Raw genomic sequence first — 17,449 nt, forward strand, 5'->3', positions numbered from 1 at the left:
ATCCTGAACTGCATCCATGCCGGAGTGGCCCATGGCCGAAACGACCCCGAGTCTCGCCCTGCCGCTGATCGCCGGCGGGCAAGCCCAGAAACACGTCACCCACAACGAGGCGCTGGCGCAACTCGACGCGCTGGTGCAGCTCGCCGTCCTCGACAAGGACCGAACCGCGCCGCCCGCGAGTCCCGCCGAGGGCGACCGCTACCTGATCGCCGCGCGCGATCCAAGCGGCGCCTGGGCGGGGTGGGCCGGGCGCATCGCCCGGTTTCAGGACGGTGCATGGTTGCCGCTGACGCCGCGGGCGGGCTGGACCGCCTTCGTCGCCGACGAGGCCGAGCTCTACCTCTTCACCGGCTCGGCCTGGATGCCGCTGCGGGCCACGCTGACCGCCCTGCAGAACCTCTCCCGGCTCGGGATCGGCACCGGGGCGGATGCGGACAACCCCTTTGCGGCCAAGCTCAACAAGGCGCTCTGGACCGCGCTGACGAGCACCGAGGGCGGCAGCGGGGATCTGCGCTACACCCTCAACAAGCAGGCGGCCGGCAACGTTCTCTCCCTGCTGATGCAGACCGGGTTCTCCGCCCGCGCCGAGATCGGCCTCACCGGCGACGACGACCTTCGCGTGAAGGTCTCCCCGAACGGCGGCGATTGGTTCGAGGCCCTGCGGATCGACCGCGCGACGGGGCGGGTCGCCTTTCCCGGCCGCGTCACGGTCGCGGGCCTGCCGGTGCTGACCGCGCAGGTGGTGGCCGGCAACAGCGGCCCGGGCGCCGTCGCGGCCGGGGCGACGCGGTACCTCGCCAACGCCCTCGTCGGCGGCCAGCCGAGCGAGGTCTACGCCGCCGCCGGCCGGCGGGGGCGGTTCCGGCACCTGCGCGTCGCGGCCCCGGGCGCGCCGGGCGAGGGCCAGAGCTGGACCTTCACGCTCCAGAAGCTCTCCGCCGACACGGCCCTGACCTGCACGATCTCCGGGGCCGGCTCCAACCAAGCGGCCGACCTCGTCAACGGCGTGGTCTTCGAGGAATCGGACCGCTGGTGCCTCAAGATCGTGTCGAGCGGCGGCGCGGCGGCCACGCGCAACATTCTGTTCTCGCTGCTGTTCGAGGGCCTGGATTAGGCCGCCGACGACGGAGCCGCCGGACCGCCCGTGGCGCAGCCGCCGCACGCCCTCGCACCAGTCCCGCTCCGGCGCTCCACGAGGCCGCGGGCACGGTGCCACCCGCTGAACCCTTCCCTTCCGCCCTCCGAGACAGGATCGCAGCCATGGCGCCCACCGCTCTCCTCGCCCGAACCATCGCCCGCTTCGTTTTCGCCGCGCCCGTCCTCCCGCCGCTCCTTTTCCTTGGCGGCTGCGCGCCCGCGCACGCGACGCCGCTTCCCGCCGTCGATGCCGCGCTCGTCCTGCCCTGGGGCGATGCCGTGCTGGCGCTCGTCCAGGGCGTGACCGCGCTGCTGACGCCGGTGCTCGTCGCCGCGCTCGCGGCGGCGCTCGCCCGCTTCGGCGGCCCCTTGCGCCTTCTCATCACCGACGCGCTCGTCGAGCGCCTGGTGCGCAACGCCACCGATTACGCCCTGAACGCGGTGGCCGGTGCCGTCCGCGGGCGCAGACTGACCGTTTCCGTCGGTTCGGCGGTGATCGCGCGGGCGGTGCAGCGTGTAGCACGACCCAATAATAATGTTATTTTCCTATTTTCTACCCTTCAATGCGGCCATAATTGTCGCCCCCCCTAAATTTGCAGGAAAAATTACCAAATTTTTCCATCCTCATTTATCAATTCAAAATTTCAAGCCGCTCCACTTCGGGCTCGGTTTTCCAATTTACTCTATTTCTTGTCTATTGATCGATATTTTAGGTTATCTCAGGAAATACTTTCTGCCGGCTCTAAACGATTTGAGAGTAAACGTGGACATAAGGAGCAATTATGCCAGATCTCAAATTTATATAGTCACGATATCACCTTTTCGCGCCAGTCAGATAGCCGCAACTGCACTGTACCGTCGCGTCCTCCTGCTTGGCGCCCCTGCTCCCGGTGTCGGAATGCACGGCCAGCCGTTGAACCGCGGCCCGACGGCTCGGATTCCACAACCAGCAGCCGACACCTCCACGCGACGTGGCACGGCAGCATTGATGGCGATGGGCACCGGGACCAACGTCGGAAAGTCCACGATCGTCGCGGCTTGGCGCGCGCTTTCGCGCGACGTGGCCTCTCGGTCAGGCCCTTCAAGCCGCAGAACATGGCGAACAACGCAGCAGTCACCGTGGACGGCCGCGAGGTCGGGCGCGCCCAGGCCGTGCAGGCTCTTGCAGCCCGCGCCTGTCCCGTCGTCCATAAGAACCCGATTCCGTTCAAGCCGGAAACCGATACGATCGCGCAAGTCGTCGTCCAGGGGCGGGCTGCGGGCAGGTTGCTCGCCAGCGATTTCCTGTCACGCGAGAAGTCCTTCCTCTCCGAAGTGCTTGACAGCTTCGCCCGCTAGGAGCGGGAGGCCGACATCGTACTCGTCGAGGGCGCAGGCAGTCCGGCAGAGAACAGTTTGCGCGACGACGACATCGCGAACATGGGATTCGCGACGGCAGCAGGCGTGCCGGCCATAATGGTGGGCGACATCGACCGGGGCGGCGCCATTGCCAATCGAACGTATCGACTTCACGCCGGACGAGACCCGGGCAGGATCTCAGACCGGTCGCGATCGCCCCCGCGGACATGGCGCGCCCGCGACCCGAATATACGGTCACGTTCACATGGGCATCATCGTCAGGTTGCCCGGTTCGAGTTCGCGGCAATCGACCAGCATGCCAAGATCCGCTTCGGTCGGCGGAGCGCGTTCGAGGTCGCAGGCGATACGACGCTGGCAGACCTGCAGGACGATCCTCTCGAGCTTGGGGAGAAAAGAGACGGGAATTGCCGCCTCCAATCCTCTCGAAGTCGGAACCATCACCTTGCCGAGCCGGACTCCATTCGCACTAAACTCGCCTGTCCTGCCGTATCCCCGTCGCACCTTATCCATCAGCTTTTCAGCAACAGCGCCCAACCACGCATCTCTATCATTGAAGTGATGGACGATCTGACGAAGGGACAGGAAGCGTCCATCGCCCTGGTAGCTGCGCCAGTCGAGAATGCTCGCGTCGTCGCGATGGACGTGGACTCGAACACGTCCTTCGGCATGGATCATTAGCCGAGCCCGGACTGGCTGACCAGCAATGCTGATCGGCCGCCTCTCCAGGATGCAACTACGAAGATGGCGCCACATGCCGTCGTAGGCTTGGGGCGAGGAGGCGGCTCCGATGGCTTCGAGCAGTTCGGGTATCGGCAGCCAATCCGCGTGCCGCTTGCGGCTGTAGCGCCCGTACTCCTGGACCAGCTGCTCCGCAGCGACGGCGACCAGGGCAGGGAAGGAACTCCAGACGGCGCGGGCATCGTCGATATGCATGGCGATATGCGGCGTGCGGGCATCCATGCTGTGATCGCAATAGGCCATGCGTACGGCTCGGCCACCCACCTCGAGAGTGCCTCCCTTCTGGGACACCGCATAGAGTTGCATCCAGGCCCGCCGTACCGCGGCCGAGCAATGCATACCCGTCGCTCGGCACATGTCGGTCACGCTGACCCATTGGTTGGATGCCGATCTCGCCGGCGGAAGCGTTTGCTGCGTCTCTTGATCTGCAGCCGGGATAGCGATGCGTTCCGCCGTGCCGTCTTCGAACATGATCCCTACCCCCATCAGGCCGAATCAGCATGCTCGCGGATAGCAACGAAAATCACAAAACCCTGCATGTTCAGCAGATTACGAAGCTGGCCGAGCTTCCGAGCCGAGACCTGAGTTCATTAAGGGACGGTGAACGGGAGCGCCTCCCCTTCGCCTCGATCCACTGGGATCGAAGGAATGATGTTACCCAATTGGAGGAACTGCGGAAGAACGAAGGACTGGCAGGATCGCTCGGCCGATGCCATGCTGTAGGCTCGCCGCATCGACAGATCTCTTTTCTCCAGCAGCAGCCATGGACGGAGCCAGCTTCAAGGCGAGACTCAAGCTGCTCGGTCGTACGCAAGTCGAATTCGCGTCGGAGACCGAAGTAGCCCTTAGGACCGTACACAACTGGGCAGCATCGGGGCCGCCTGCGGAGGTCCGACGTCTTCTCGACCTGCTGCTTCTTCTCGAACGGCCATTCGATCTACCCGGTGCCGACGGAGATCTCGCGGCTTTCGATCGCCATGTCAGAGCCAACCTGAACCGCCTCGAGAACGCCGCCGGAAGCGCGCGCCGACAGGCTCTCCTGCTCAGCATCGGCCGATGGCTTCGCGACACGAGCGATCCCGCTTCCTGAATTCGAGATCAATCTACGAGCACAGGGGCGCCCGCAGCGCATAATTTCACTAATATTCAATCAATAAACTTCAGCATTCAACACAACTAACTGAATTCACAGAGAAATCCATCACTTAATTTTTGGTTGATAAAGGCCATTTTGGCCTTCAGTATCTCGATCATTGCCCTGCCACAGCAGAAGTGCTCGGCAAACAACCGAGGTCCACGACTACGACCTCCAAGGCGTCCGCAGAAATGTCGTGCAACCTGTTCCCCTAGATCTCGACGGAACCGCCGCCTTCGGGTCCCGTCCAGTCGACGTCGTCGAAGGCGGAGTCCTACCGATGTCCCCTCATCAAACATCTACGTCCGCATGCGGAGGTATCTCTCCGCCGCGACCTGAGCGGCCGGGCTTCCGGTCTTTCAAGACCGCCGCGCCTGTGGCCTATCCGCAACGCTGGCATCGGGATCTGCTCGTACAGGCAACCCTCGATCCCGCGGTCAGCCGAATCGCGCCCGTTCCGGCTGAAGCCCAGCTTCATGCCCCATTCATGATCTTCGTCTGGTTCGGCGGCAAGCGCCGTCTCCTCATAGCCGTCCGAGACCAAGCAGACGTCCATTCCGCGTCATCTCAACCCGATAGCCTCGTCGTCACCAGATCGTTCGTCCTGCAGGAGCCCCGCTGCTCCGTGGCGCGGGAGATCTGGGCGACCCGCAACGTCATCGTTCCGCCTGGCGACCGCATCCGGATCCTCCGAGAGCTCTCGGAACATGCCGAAGGGTTGCCCCTCGGCCGTCTGATGGACTGCGTTCGCGGCCGCGAAACGGACCCGGTCGAAGTCGTGCTTGCCCTGATCTGCGCAGGACAAGCCGCAATCGAAGCCCGATCGCATCTTTCGTTGGATACGACGATCCGGCCAAGCGCGGTACTTGCTGGCGCGATGCAATGGTCCGGTGCTCCGCTCGTGCGGCCAACATCCGAAAGATAGTTTTTGGACCGGCGGCAAAAGAACCGCCCCGAAAGCTACATTTTTAAGTTCTAGAGCAGTTCGCTCTTCACCAACAATCAGCCCATCTTCCAGGGAAATGGAAAATCCGTTGCCAGTGCTGCAAGCTGGAGCCAGTCTTGAAAAAGGCAACGCCCCGAGATGGCTGTGATGACCCGGTTCGACCTTCCACCAACGCTTCTTCGGAAGCTTGTTCGCCAGGCGTAAAGCCGGCCGTCGAACCCTGCCGATGGGGTGGCGCGCCGAGCCGCCGCCCCGGACATCCTCCGAAGAAGTTCTCGGCGCCGAGGCTCCAACCGACCCGGCCCCGTAGCGGCTGAAGGTCGTCTCCGGCCCGCCAGACGACCGTAGTGCGATACGGATCGAGGCCCCGGAAATCATCGGTCCAGACTGGCAACTCCCGGCCGGACCTCCGTTCGAAGGCATCGAAGCTCCTGCATTTCGGCACCGATTTCGTCGCTCGTCGAGATTGGAACCGGTTTTAGGAACTCGCCCGATGTCCGTTTGGAGGACCGCAGGGCGCTGCGCCCCGGAGATCGGCCGCGGCAGCCTCGGACCAGACGCTTCTTGATTGCACGACTGCGCAACGTGGTCGAGATCGACCGGATCACGCTCATTGTATCAAGTGCTGAGAGCGCTCCTATAAGATTTTTCTGTCGAAAAGGAGATCGAGATGTCAAACCGTCGCAACAAAACCAGTATTTTTCAGTGGTTCGGGGGGGATTGCGCCAGCTTCTTTCTGCTTGAGCAGGACGCGGGCCATCCCTTCGAGCGGGATCCGATGACCGATTTTGCGATGCCCCGGCGCCGCAAGCCGTGGTCCGACGACGGCTTCCTCGAGTGACGCGACGACTTCGATCTTCGTCCCCGGCCGTGTGCCGGGGACGCCTCATCCCCTTGAAGCCGCAGCAGCCGGCAGGAGACTCCGCCATGTACGACCGCACCTTCGAACACGCCTACCGCGACGGCAGCGTCGCGACGAGCCCCGGGCTCGTCGATCTCTGGCATCGCCAATATGCGGAAGCCGTTCACTTCATGAGGCGCTCCGGTCGCGACGACGTGCCGATCGAAGCGATCGTCGCTCTCGTCGCATTCCTTCGCAAGGACTGCGAGGCACCCTCGGCACAGCTCGTCGAGGACATGTACTGGGAGCTCGTCGCCGAGAGCCGCAACGCAGCCGGCCGGAACGTTCATCGGGCCATGGAGGAGTTCTACGACGAGTTCGAGATGACGGAAGAAGACCACGAACTCTTGAAGCAGTTCGCGGCCAAACCTGAGGACACGCTTTCGACCGAGGCATCGACGGACCGCGAGCAGGGCGAGAACCAGGTCTCCGGTCCTGCGCGCCGCGGACGGGAATTCCGCACGCCGGACGTACCGGATCGGCAGGGGACCGATGCGCGGATCATACGGTTCCGCGACCGGGCTCCCGCCTCCGGGCACGAAAAGCCTGCGCGGACTGCCGATGGGTCGTTCGACAAGTGCGGCAGATCTCGAACTCCTGCGTCCGAGGCGACTCCGGAACACCAGGTCAATCCTTTGCTCCTGGCCGCCTTCGCCAGGGTCGGAACGCAGGTCCGACGGAACATTCAGGAGACGTCCGATGCATCGCGCTGATCGCTCCGGCCGCCGTCAACTCCCTGTCGCGTGCCTGCGCTCCCGCAAAATTTCGACCCTCGGAAGAGCAGCCGGCGACGGGAGCCCACGACCAAGCCCGGCCTCGAGCCCGATCCGTCGGGCTCCGACGGGCGCCTTCCCGAAGCACCCGCGAGCCCTGCAGCCGCGCCGTCCGCCGGCGCGGGGCAGGAGCCGATCGCCACCACGATTAGGAAAGGGACACGACGTTGAACATCGCCTTCACACCCAAGAGTCTGACCCGGATCCGCGGCGTCCGCAAAGCCGATAAGGCCACGAACCGTAGGAGCTTCTGCGGCGTCGTTCCCTGGTTCGATCTCGACAACCTCATGGCTCCCTCCGGGCAGCGTGGATCCCGGATCGAAGGCCTCGTTGAATTCGAGTCGCTGCTGGAGCACGACTTCCTGGTCCTGATCCGGTCCGACGGCATCACGACGAGCGTTCGCCCGCAGCCCCGGAAGGTCGGTTGGTGGGATCCCCGCTCGCAGCGGTGGAGGGTTCATACACCGGACTTCGCCCTCAGGCGCCGCTTCGTGACGAAGCCGGTCTACGTCCAGGTCAAGCCGAAGGTCGTCGCAGACGAGATGGCCGACGAGTTGGCACTGATTGAAGCCGGCTTCCGAGCGCAGGGCCTGACCTTTGAAGTCTGGACCGACGAGGTGATCCGCCGCCAGCCGCGCTTTGCCAACGCGGAGCTCCTCTTCGACCAGTCCGGCCCCCTCGAAGATGTCGAGGCACTCGACCGGGTCCGCAGCGTCCTGCGGGAAGCAGCCCCTTCGCTCCTGACCGTCGGCCAAGTGCGGGAAGTCTCCGGGATCGGCAGCCGGGCCATGCAGGCCGTCCTTCGGCTTCATATGCGCCGCGAAGTCGACCTCGACCTCGAACGATCGATCGACGCCTGTGCGCTCGTCCGGCCGACCTTCCTCGACTGAGCGTACGGAATGCGAGCTTCGCAGGGGACGCTGCTCCTGTCGCGTCCCCCACCGATCCGGGACCGCGCGGCTCGCCTTGCTTCGGTCCGCAGCAGCCGCGTCGCTCGACCGATAGGCCGCCGCCGCACGGCTTCGATCAACCATCCCGTCGCAATGCACTTCGATTCCGGAGTGCGAACAGAGAGGTTTCGCATGAATCCGTTCCGTCTGACCGAAAAGGATGTCGTCATCATCGACGGCGTTCGCTTCGCTCCCGCCGCCCTCCTCGTGAATGGCATCGCGCTGAGGCCCGAGGGCGGGGGAGCATCCAAACCCCACCAGTGGGACGAGCTGACGAAGTTGTGGCTCGAGGAGCGGCTTCGCATCGAGCCCGAATTCGGCAAGGGGCTTCCTAGGAAGCTCGTCGAGGACATGCGTCGCGACATCTCGAGCTTCGGCGAGGATCAGCAGAAGATCGCGCTGCGCCGCCGCCGCTACGTGCGAGCCCTCGAGTTCGGGCTGTCGCTGCGGAACATGCGCCGTACTGCGCAGTATCGCCCCGCCCACACAAAAAAGCCTTCGCGCATCGTCCTGAAGGCGCAGTCGCTCGATCTCGTATGCGAGCGAGTCGCGAAGGTCATCGAGCCGAACGGCGTGGCGGATGCTCCGAGCGGAGCCGCACTCCTGCAATGGTACCGCCGCTACCAGCGTTCGGGCCGCTGTCTTTCGGCACTCGTCCCGCAGAGGCATCACCAGGGCAATCGCAAGCCGCGCCTGTGGACTCCCGCCTACGAGATCATGAATCGGTTCGCGGTCGCGCAGTATCTGCAGCCCGAACGTCCGAGGGCGACCGACATCTTCTGCATGGTCCGCGACGAGATCCGGCGCGTGGCACGCCAAGCCGGTATGGATGCGGCACAGATCGAGTCCGTGATTCCGGACATTCAGTCCTTCTACCGGACGATCTCCAAGATCGAGTCCCGGGAGAAGACCTACTACCGCGACGCACGGACGAAGGCGGATCGCACCCATAGGATCAAGGGGCGGGGCCCGCGCTACCAGCGCCCGGGCGAGGCGGTCCAGATCGACTCCACGAAGCTGCCGATCGTCGTGCGCGATCCGGCGACGGGCCTTCGCTTCAAGCAGGTGACCCTGACAATCGTGATCGATCTCGCCACGCGCGCGATCATCGGCTTCTACATCGGCCTCGAGGAGGGCTACCCGACCATCCAGGAAGCCCTTCGGATGGCGATGCTTCCGAAGACTTGGTTGGCGAACCTGCCGGGCATCGACCACCCCGTCATGGGAACGTGCAGGCCTGGGAAGGCGATCACCGACCAGGGCGCGGACTACCGCTCGAACGACCTCGTCATGGCCTGCGGACAGCTTGGCATCCGGTTGCTGCACGCGCCTGCCGGGCGTCCCGATCTGAAGGGCATCGTCGAACGCCAGTTCCGAGAGGTCAAGGAGGTGCTGTTCTCCGGCATGCCCGGGAGCCTGTTCAAGAACGGCGAACGTCGACCCGAATACGACGCGGCCGGGAACGCGAAACTTAATCTCGAGCAGACAGCTTGGGCCGTCTGCAAGTACATCTGCGACATCTACATGCAGAAATGGCATGAGGGTATCGACGATACCCCGGCCGAGAAGTGGCGCAAGCTCGTCGAGCTGTACCACGTCGACATGGCGCCTTCTGTCGATCAGCTGATCCCGCTGATCTCTTCGACCAAGGTCGCCACGATCCAGCATACCGGCATCGAGTGGATGGGCCTCTTCTATGGCCATGGCTCGGAGGAGCTGCAGGCTCTCATCGACCGGCACGGACCCGGCAGAATCAAGTACCAGTTCAAGATCGACACGATGGACGTCGGCCGGGGCTATCTGCTCGGTCCCGACGGACGCTGGATCACGCTTCTCGCATCCGACCCCGATGCACGCGGACGCACGCGGCACGATCATCTCGTGGTCCGTGCGGAGGCGCGCTCGCGCAAAAAGGCGACCGAACGCGTGACGCAGGCGGACATGGATGCCGCCAAGCGGGTTCTGCGCGCATCCCAGGAAGCGGTGAACGATCGCCGCCAGACGAAGCGGGTGTCCAGCCGCACGGCCCGTTTCCTCGCCGCCAAAGTCGATCCCCTGGCCAAGATCAAGGACGACTTCCAGGCCTTCCTCGGCCTGGACGATGCAGGCGACGTGTTCGAGGACGGCGTGCTGACCGCGGACTACGAGCTCGTGCCTGCAAGGCCTCAGCTCCCTGCACCCGCCGCGCCGGCGTTGCAGGACGCCGGCGTGCTGCCGGACGAGATCGTCGAGACGCAGGTCTTCGACGTGGACCCCCTTTCGACGACCGACGTGACGCCCCCTGTCTCCGACGTGCCCGAGGCCGCCGACACCGAGATGCCGTCCGTGGTCGTCGAGGACGCCGCCGACGTCATGCCCCGCCGCAACAGGAGTGCCGCCCTTGTCGACTTCGCTTGAGTTCCGCCCCTTGTCGCCCGAGTCCGAAGCGATGCTGTCGCGCATGAAGCGGCTGCTCGTCACGAGCCATCCGGATCTGGTGGATGGCGTGAAGGCCATCCACCGGCTCGGCACGGCCTACGACCGCAACGAGCCGGGATCGTTCGTTCTGCTGACTGGCGCCGCCGGTACCGGCAAGACGACGATCATGCGGCAATTCATCCGCGAGGAATATGCGCGGATCGAGGAGGTCACCGGTCGTCCGCCGCGCATCACTCCCAACGGCCTCCATATTCCGGACGGCCCCGAGGGCGACGAGCGGCCGGCCATCTTCGTCAATGCACCGAGTTCGCGATCGACGACGGCCCTCGCCACGCAGCTTCTGCGGGCACTCGGTGCGGAGGTGCCCAGAAACCTCATGCGCCATCAGGTCCTCGACCGCCTCAGGGTGCAGCTCGTCGGACAGAAGACACGCGTTCTGTTCATCGACGAGTTCCACCACCTCGTCTCGCACAGCGAGACGGTCGTCTGGGAACTGTCGGAGCTTGTCAAGGACATCCTGGTCGAGACGAAGGTCCAGATGGTGCTCAGCGGCATGCCGCTGGCCGCGAGGCCCGTCGACGCGAACCCGCAGCTCGACCGCAGGTGCCGCCACCGCTTCCCGCTAGTGCCGTTCGGGTGGGGGGTGGACGAGGCCGACCAGAAGCCGCTTCGCGACTTCCTGGACGAGTTGGAGGACGGCATGAATCTGTCGGCCCCCTGGAACCTAGCCGATCCGGCGCTCGCCGCCCGGATCCACGCCTCGACAGGTGGCATCGTCGGTCGCATCACCCGCCTGTTGTCGATCGCACTCGAGCACGCGCTCGAAGCGGACGAGGTGCGCATCGACGAGAAGTGGCTCGCCTATGCGCATGACATCCTGAAGGCCTCCGGCGACAGGACGAACCCGTTCGCGCAGCCGAAGGGCCCTCAGCAGGCGACCCGGCGGCACAGCCGTCCGCCGCAGCCGACGCGGATGCGCGGCTCCCTGACCGGCAAGCCGTCCGAACCGACCTACGACAAGAAGGCGCGAAAGGCGTGAACCCGGCGCCAGAGCAGGGGGGCGCGATCTTCCCGATCCGTCCCCCTCATATTCCCGGCGAGCCGGCCTGCGGCTACATGCTCCGGCTCGCGGAAGCGAACGGCTACGACTGGCGGAGATCGAGCTTCGCCAGTCGCGGCATCCCGATGAACGACCTCGCGCATGGCAGGACCTCGGCACTGATCCCGATCCTGGGCCGTGAGACGGTCGAACGGATCGAACGGTTCACGCCCCGGTCCATCCAATCCGGCAAGGTTCTGCTCCACGGCGAGACCTTCCAATCGGCCCAGATCCTCTACTGCCGGCAAAGCTTCTGCGTCGGATGCTGGGCGGACGATGTCGCCGACGATCCCGGCCGGACGCGTGGGCGGCGGCATGTCCGCTGCTGGTGGTCCGTCGCGACGATCTCCGCCTGTCCGATCCACTGCATCCGACTGAACGATCGTTGCCACGAATGCGGGCGGACGAACAACCGAGGCGCTGGCGGCCCATGTTCCTGCCATTGCGGCGCGGACTTATCCCGCGGCCCACGCGCGACGGTCGCTCGAGAAGCCATAGCGGCCGACGCCTATGTAGTCGGAAGGCTGGGCGGCGCGCCAAACTGTCCCGATCCCGTGCTGGATCGTCTCCCGTTGGGCGATGCCATCGCGCTGATGCAGAGGCTCGGATGCTGCCTGACCGCCGGCCGCGACGCACGGGTGAGCAGGGTGCAGCAGGAGCATCGGCCGGCGATGATGCTCGCAGGCTTCGAAGCGATCCGACTGGGAGGGGAGCATGTTGAAGACGCGATCGAGGCTCTCTTGGAAGGACCGGGGAAACTGGACCAACTCCGAATTCAACTCGGCCAGTTCTACTGCTGGTTCGCATCCCTTCCGAAAGGAGAGCTCCAGGAATGGCTGGCCAAAAGGATCGCCAATGTCGTCCGGCGCAATCGGATCAGCTGGCAGAACTGGGAGCGGCACGTCTCTTCGCCGCCGGTCCGGGACCAAATTTCGGCCAGTCAGGCAAAAGGGTTCTTCGACCGCGGGTGGGACCGTACGGTCGCGATCCTGCAAGCGGCCGGCCTACGGTCCGATGTCGAGGTCCGCTGCAGACCGACGATCGATCGGCATCGTGTCGAGACCCTAGCCGTAAAGGTAGGCCGCCTGCTCGACGTCGAGGACCTGGCTCTGGCGATCGGCATCACGCCTGCCTCCGTCCGCAAACTGAGCAAGGCAGGCATCCTGCCGCCGGATCCGCTGGCGCGGGCGGCATCCAGATATCCCAAGTTCGATCCAGTCGAGATCGAGAGCCTCCTCGCCCGGATGGCGGGACTGGCGCCGGTGGTTCAAACCCGACCACCCCAGTCGCGTTCGGTCGCTTCCGCTGCCCGGAGCGTCGGGATCGTGCCCCTGTGCAGAGCGTTGCTCGACGGCAGGATCGCTGCCTGCGGCCGCGTCGAAGGCCGCCCGGGCTTCCGGGCGATACACATCCGGACCGTCGGCCTGGGCGAGCTCCGACGGCCTGCCGACTCGCCGTGGATGGGTTTGCCCGAAGGCCGCAGAGCGCTGGGGATGCGCATGAACGGCCTCGTTCCGATTCTCGCTTCGGGCCATATCCGGACGATCAAGGACGGACACGGCCATCGCCTGCTCTGCCGCGCGGACGTCGACCGCTTCAAGGCCCGGTACGTATCGACGACGGAACTAGCCCGCGCCCGCGGAACGAGCGCGAAAGCGCTCCTTTCAACACTCGCCGCAGCTGGTATTCATCCCACAATCGAGGTGGCGTCACGGGGAAGGATTGAAGTCCGCCTCTTCGAGCGTGAAGGTTGCGAATCTGCTGGATACCATCTGTGGGCGCATCCCTAGCATCGACCAATTTGGTTCTGAGAGGCACCGCAGAGCAATGCTTAGCCTCCACTCTAAGTGCAGACTTCATCGCATATGGAGCGCGACATCAGTTGCCACATGGAGCCGGGATCTGCAGACCCGCCCGTTCGAGGTCTGATCTCCGGTAGAAGCACAGACGATGCTTCACCTCCGGAAGGGCACATTCGAGGCCGTATTTTTCGTAAAGCGTAGACCCATGGGTAGATTTATTCATTCCGAGAAATTGCTTCAACTTCGTCGATTGAACGAAAGTTGCGTCGAACCGTTCCACCTCCTCCTCAGCTATCCAGCGCTGCTTTTTCGACCGACCATCGACCGTCCGAATGGCTCCATGCACGATCAGGCGTCGGACAAGATTAGGATCCATGCCTAGACTTCGTGCGAATTGGTCGACGGAGATCGCGCCCTCGGGCTTATTGATTTCCTTTACCAACTGCCGGACATCATCCAACGAAACGAGAATCGATCGTAGGCCATGGATCCCCTCAAGGCGGCACTTCGCGCGCAGCCGGCCGTCCAGCAAAGCCTCGATGATAGTCAAGCCGGAAAGGCGCCTTTCGGCCGCGTCGACCACAGATATCCAGCCCGCCTCGCCCCGTTCTACGATGGGAGCACATCCTGCGAGGCGATTTAGAAGCAACCTACCGGCATCCTTGGCGTACCGGTACCTCTCCTTCCCCTTGCCGGCGAGTCGGTGCACCGGATCGATCAAGTGGGCGTTCATGAGGACCTGCCACTGGTTGTCAGTCAATCCAAGCTCCTCTCGGATCTCGCGCGGGCCCACCGTGCTCGTCAGGAGCTCAAGGACTGCATCGACGACCGTCTGCGGCATCTCTGACTCGGAGCCGACCGTCCGATGACCTTTTGATTCCAAGAGCCCTAGGGATCTACCGACCCGGATCACGCGCTTGCGCGCGATCTGAACGTGCCCCGTTGAGCCAAAATCCCAATATTTGCCCGACTCGACTTTCGTCCAATTGACCGGCCGTCCAAGAACCTTTTGCTGGCTAGCTCTGGGAATGTTGATGGATACGAAAATTAGCATCAGGCTAGCGACCGCGTCCATCGATCCATCCCGCTTCTTGTCGAGCAGGTCGAAGATCAGGCCGAACATCTCTCTCGGCGTTCTGCTGCGTTGCCCCGACAAGGCAGCCGTCCGGAGAGCAGCCAGCGCCTCCAGGAAAGCTTCCTTCGTACGAACCGCTTCGAAGCCCGCCTTCATGACGGCCGGGTCGCCGAGTAGATCCGAGGCGGTGCGCCGGCAATCGGTGCCGTGGACGGCGACGGCCCCGCTTGCTGCCACGAGATCGAAGACAGCTTCGATACCAAGTTCGTCGAGAAGATCGGACGCCATCCGATCACCGAAGCCCAGTCGTCCGAGAACATACCCTTCCCAGGCGCAGTCGTCCGATCCAATCGCCTTTTCGCTGTCGTTGCCGCGAGGAACAGCCCCCGCATGCGGAGGCACGAGCCGGCATCGGTGCTGAGGACAGTGGTGGAGGGGCTTCAGATCCCACCATACTCTGCGGCGTATGCCTCCATCGATCCGCAGGGGATCGGCGGAGCGATCTTCGGTCAGGCAGCCCTGACAGACGACGTCGCGTCCGCGTTCACTGTACCGGGCATTGAAGGTTTCGCCTCTCAGTTGCTTGGCAACCTTCGCAGTCCCGCCGACGCTCATGGTGCCTTGTGACAATTTCGTCGCGTCGACTCCCGCAAGAAACGCCAGTCGCTCGACGTCGATGCGCTTGCCGCTCTGAATCCCCTTTAGGGACAGTCCGTAGTCACTGGCGAGGCTGGCCACCCGGGTGCCGTTTCGCGCCGCGAGCCGCTCGACCAGCGAGTAGGCCGGCTCCCAGTCCAGGTGCTCCCGGATACGAAGCGGAGTCGTGCGCGGCACCCAAGGTCGAGGCACTGTTCGCCATGTGGACGAAGATCTCGATCTCCCGGCAGAGGTGCGGTGCAGTCCGATTTGAGGCTCCTTCGTCGAATGCCGCGGCCGATCGAGGTCGTCGGGCAAACTGCCGTCGATGGCGTCGAACGGATCTTCGTTCACCGAGGTGAGATCGGCTTCCGAGGGACGGCCGAGAACGGCGGGCGGATTCCCGATCTTCGACCGGCCATCCGGACCAGGCTCTCGCTCGGCATCCGCATGGTGGCTGCGAAAGGAACCGACAGCGGCAAAGCGGTCGTCAAAGTCTAGGGGCATCAGGTCTCCCAACGATGGGCTTCGGCTTAATCTGCGATGCGGAGGACGCCGACGACTGGGCGCCGGCTTTGATCGGGATGCTCTCGGCTGCGTCTCTTTCCGGAAGGCGGTTCGAAGCAGTGCCCCCGACGCCTCCCGTCCGTCGAAAGGTCTGCCAGACCCGGACGGGAGGAGACGGTCCGAAGGCGCGGGCCGCTCGGGCGCTGCCGCCCAGGCGGCAGCGCCGACGCACCATCGGGCATTCGAGGCATGGCGACCTAGACAAGGCACTGCCCACCCGACCGGCGTCGAGGATCGGTTCCTACGACGACATGCTGCTGGTCCACCGATTGTTGCGGTCGGTCGGCGACCAGGACAACCGGAACTCGGTCCGATCGCCGGGCCGGTTGATCTCCGCCGGCGCGGATGCGTGTCGGAATGCGAACATGGCTTTCACCCCCTTCCTGCAAGTTCTCGAACGGATTCGTTTCACGAAGCTCGACGGAGACCGAAGCCTCCGTCGAGCATTGGTGACCCTCTCGGTAGAGCCCAGCTTGTCGGCTGTTGCTGGTCGATGGGATTGGGTCTCATTTCGCCGCTCCGCCAAAGTCGGTCATTTCTTCGTTTGCCGCCGGGGACGCCGGATCGTCGGCCTCGGCGGCATCGCTTGGTGGACCTCGCGCTTCGGCCCAGCTTCTTGGTTGCCGTTCGCCGAAATGAAGGCTCTTCATCTCGTCCTCCCTGCAGGATTGCCCGGATCTTGGAGACTGCCCCTCTGGGGACGTGGTGGGCCTCGTGCACGTGGATCGATGATTGGGTGTCGGGTTCTCGGATCCATTCTCATCCCGTCCTTCTGTTGCGGGCGTCGGTCCCTAGGGCGCTTCACCGCCCTGGGTCATGGTGGCCCAGTGGGCTGGTTCGCCCGTCGTCTTCGTCTGGGATCGTCTGAATGGGGGCGCATGGAAGTCTCCGAATTTTCCAGATGGATTTCGGACGCATTCCGGGCATGGCTTCGCCTTGCTGGCGAAGTGGCCCGGAAGGACCAGTGAGTAGGGTGGGCCTGAACCGCGAGGGTCCGGTGGTGAATTACCGGCCGCCTGGGCCCATCCCGCGGAGGGGCCCGGTCGGCGGACCGGGGACCGATCGCGCCCGTGTTCGGGTTCAATCGGGTTGCGCCGTCTCAGCGGCACGGAGGGTTCTGCTGGAGAAGCGGTAGGGCTCTGGAGGCACGCCTACCGTAAAGGTTCGACGGCTGGCCCTTAGGCCCTGAGCACCACTTCCAGCAGAAGCGCTGGTATAAGTTCGAACCGGGTCATCTTAGCCATCTCTGCCGGACCGCACGGCCGGAATTTGTGGAGATACCGACATCTTGGTCGCGAATCCCGCATCGCGACAAGTGTCAGCGGAACGCCAACCGGCCTAGGCTGCCGCTTTGGTGACTCAGAACATAATCTGAAGTGTAGACATCGATCGGATCGGGGCGACCGCTTCCGTCCTCCAAAGGAGCGGCAGGGCGGCTCGCTCAACTACCGTTCCGAAGGACGAAGAGTTCGGGATGCGAAGCGATCCGCGGCGCGACACGCGGTGCCGCCAAGTCATCGACTCGAGGATCAGGGATCGCAAGCGCGATTCGGAGGAGCCGTCCCCATTCCTACCCCAGGCCCAAGGCCGAGCCCCTCGGCTCCGCTCGGATGTGCACCCGCATCGAAGCACGCCCGCAGACCCGACAGGAGGCTTGGGCCGCCGTGGTCCGGGCGGTAATCAGCAGCGCCGTTCCATCCTGCGTCAGATCCTCGACGTGCAGGCCGTCCGGGACCGACGGCATCGACGAGTTCGAGATTGGCATCGCGCTGCCCTCGGGCACCACGCGGATTAACGCCCGAGACACCCCGCAACACCGAAAGTGCGGATGAACCCCTTTTGGATGCTGATCATAGCCGAGTGAGACGCTGTCGCCCTCGAACCGGCTTCGGCCGCGCTCAACGCTCTCGCAA

General features: G+C 64.3%; 13 protein-coding genes and 1 pseudogene. 11 read left to right on the top strand and 3 right to left on the bottom strand.

Going from position 1 to position 17,449, the window contains the following annotated elements:
• Positions 1 to 31: 31 nt before the first annotated feature.
• The 3 genes and pseudogenes from HNR01_RS11110 to HNR01_RS27570 all read left to right on the top strand — a co-directional run.
• Positions 32 to 1,114, top strand: a complete 1,083-nt coding sequence (locus tag HNR01_RS11110; RefSeq protein WP_183667765.1) for a DUF2793 domain-containing protein — start codon at positions 32 to 34, stop codon at positions 1,112 to 1,114.
• 146 nt (positions 1,115 to 1,260) lie between these two features.
• Entirely contained in the window at positions 1,261 to 1,728 is a 468-nt protein-coding gene (locus HNR01_RS11115; protein WP_246417467.1) for a hypothetical protein, read from the top strand.
• Positions 1,729 to 2,125: 397 nt separating this feature from the next.
• Positions 2,126 to 2,631, top strand: a pseudogene (locus tag HNR01_RS27570) (nucleotide-binding protein); the annotation flags it as partial.
• A gap of 105 nt (positions 2,632 to 2,736) precedes the next feature.
• Here HNR01_RS27570 and HNR01_RS11125 read toward each other — a convergent pair.
• Positions 2,737 to 3,705: a hypothetical protein gene (locus HNR01_RS11125; RefSeq protein WP_183667767.1), complete on the bottom strand. Its 969-nt coding sequence runs from the start codon at positions 3,703 to 3,705 to the stop codon at positions 2,737 to 2,739.
• Positions 3,706 to 3,997: 292 nt separating this feature from the next.
• Here HNR01_RS11125 and HNR01_RS11130 point away from each other — a divergent pair, with 292 nt between their 5' ends.
• From HNR01_RS11130 to HNR01_RS11165, 8 genes are all read left to right on the top strand, one after another.
• Positions 3,998 to 4,324: a hypothetical protein gene (locus HNR01_RS11130; RefSeq protein WP_183667768.1), complete on the top strand. Its 327-nt coding sequence runs from the start codon at positions 3,998 to 4,000 to the stop codon at positions 4,322 to 4,324.
• A gap of 421 nt (positions 4,325 to 4,745) precedes the next feature.
• Positions 4,746 to 5,294, top strand: coding sequence for a hypothetical protein (locus tag HNR01_RS11135; protein WP_183667769.1), 549 nt, complete (start codon positions 4,746 to 4,748; stop codon positions 5,292 to 5,294).
• A gap of 691 nt (positions 5,295 to 5,985) precedes the next feature.
• A complete protein-coding gene (locus tag HNR01_RS11140; RefSeq protein ID WP_183667770.1) occupies positions 5,986 to 6,156 on the top strand; it encodes a hypothetical protein in 171 nt (56 codons plus the stop codon).
• Positions 6,157 to 6,242: 86 nt separating this feature from the next.
• A complete protein-coding gene (locus HNR01_RS11145) occupies positions 6,243 to 6,929 on the top strand; it encodes a hypothetical protein (RefSeq protein WP_183667771.1) in 687 nt (228 codons plus the stop codon).
• A 227-nt stretch (positions 6,930 to 7,156) separates the two neighbouring features.
• Positions 7,157 to 7,879 carry a hypothetical protein gene (locus HNR01_RS11150; protein ID WP_183667772.1) on the top strand — a complete coding sequence of 241 codons (723 nt, stop codon included), beginning with the start codon at positions 7,157 to 7,159 and terminating at the stop codon, positions 7,877 to 7,879.
• Positions 7,880 to 8,032: 153 nt separating this feature from the next.
• Complete coding sequence (locus tag HNR01_RS11155; protein ID WP_210313140.1) at positions 8,033 to 10,336, top strand: TnsB C-terminal domain-containing protein; 2,304 nt, start codon at positions 8,033 to 8,035, stop codon at positions 10,334 to 10,336.
• Complete coding sequence (locus tag HNR01_RS11160) at positions 10,320 to 11,396, top strand: AAA family ATPase (RefSeq protein WP_183667774.1); 1,077 nt, start codon at positions 10,320 to 10,322, stop codon at positions 11,394 to 11,396. Before HNR01_RS11155 ends, HNR01_RS11160 begins: the two co-directional genes overlap by 17 nt.
• Positions 11,393 to 13,246, top strand: a complete 1,854-nt coding sequence (locus HNR01_RS11165) for a TniQ family protein (RefSeq protein ID WP_183667775.1) — start codon at positions 11,393 to 11,395, stop codon at positions 13,244 to 13,246. Before HNR01_RS11160 ends, HNR01_RS11165 begins: the two co-directional genes overlap by 4 nt.
• Positions 13,247 to 13,334: 88 nt before the next feature.
• Here HNR01_RS11165 and HNR01_RS11170 read toward each other — a convergent pair whose 3' ends face one another.
• Together HNR01_RS11170 and HNR01_RS11175 are read right to left on the bottom strand one after the other, a co-directional pair.
• On the bottom strand, positions 13,335 to 15,476 hold the full coding sequence (locus HNR01_RS11170) for a TniQ family protein (RefSeq protein WP_183667776.1): 2,142 nt from the start codon (positions 15,474 to 15,476) through the stop codon (positions 13,335 to 13,337).
• A gap of 566 nt (positions 15,477 to 16,042) precedes the next feature.
• A complete protein-coding gene (locus HNR01_RS11175) occupies positions 16,043 to 16,186 on the bottom strand; it encodes a hypothetical protein (RefSeq protein WP_157228183.1) in 144 nt (47 codons plus the stop codon).
• Positions 16,187 to 17,449 lie beyond the last annotated feature (1,263 nt).

Origin of the sequence: Methylorubrum rhodesianum, assembly GCF_014199985.1 — a bacterium.
Lineage (GTDB): Bacteria > Pseudomonadota > Alphaproteobacteria > Rhizobiales > Beijerinckiaceae > Methylobacterium > Methylobacterium rhodesianum.

Coding starts and splice junctions, on each gene's coding strand:
- HNR01_RS11115 (WP_246417467.1), top strand. CDS start 1,261: ATGGCGCCCACCGCTCTCCTCGCCCGAACCATCGCCCGCTTCGTTTTC.
- HNR01_RS11125 (WP_183667767.1), bottom strand. CDS start 3,705: ATGTTCGAAGACGGCACGGCGGAACGCATCGCTATCCCGGCTGCAGAT.
- HNR01_RS11140 (WP_183667770.1), top strand. CDS start 5,986: ATGTCAAACCGTCGCAACAAAACCAGTATTTTTCAGTGGTTCGGGGGG.
- HNR01_RS11170 (WP_183667776.1), bottom strand. CDS start 15,476: ATGCCCCTAGACTTTGACGACCGCTTTGCCGCTGTCGGTTCCTTTCGC.
- HNR01_RS11110 (WP_183667765.1), top strand. CDS start 32: ATGGCCGAAACGACCCCGAGTCTCGCCCTGCCGCTGATCGCCGGCGGG.
- HNR01_RS11175 (WP_157228183.1), bottom strand. CDS start 16,186: ATGAAGAGCCTTCATTTCGGCGAACGGCAACCAAGAAGCTGGGCCGAA.
- HNR01_RS11155 (WP_210313140.1), top strand. CDS start 8,033: ATGCACTTCGATTCCGGAGTGCGAACAGAGAGGTTTCGCATGAATCCG.
- HNR01_RS11130 (WP_183667768.1), top strand. CDS start 3,998: ATGGACGGAGCCAGCTTCAAGGCGAGACTCAAGCTGCTCGGTCGTACG.
- HNR01_RS11145 (WP_183667771.1), top strand. CDS start 6,243: ATGTACGACCGCACCTTCGAACACGCCTACCGCGACGGCAGCGTCGCG.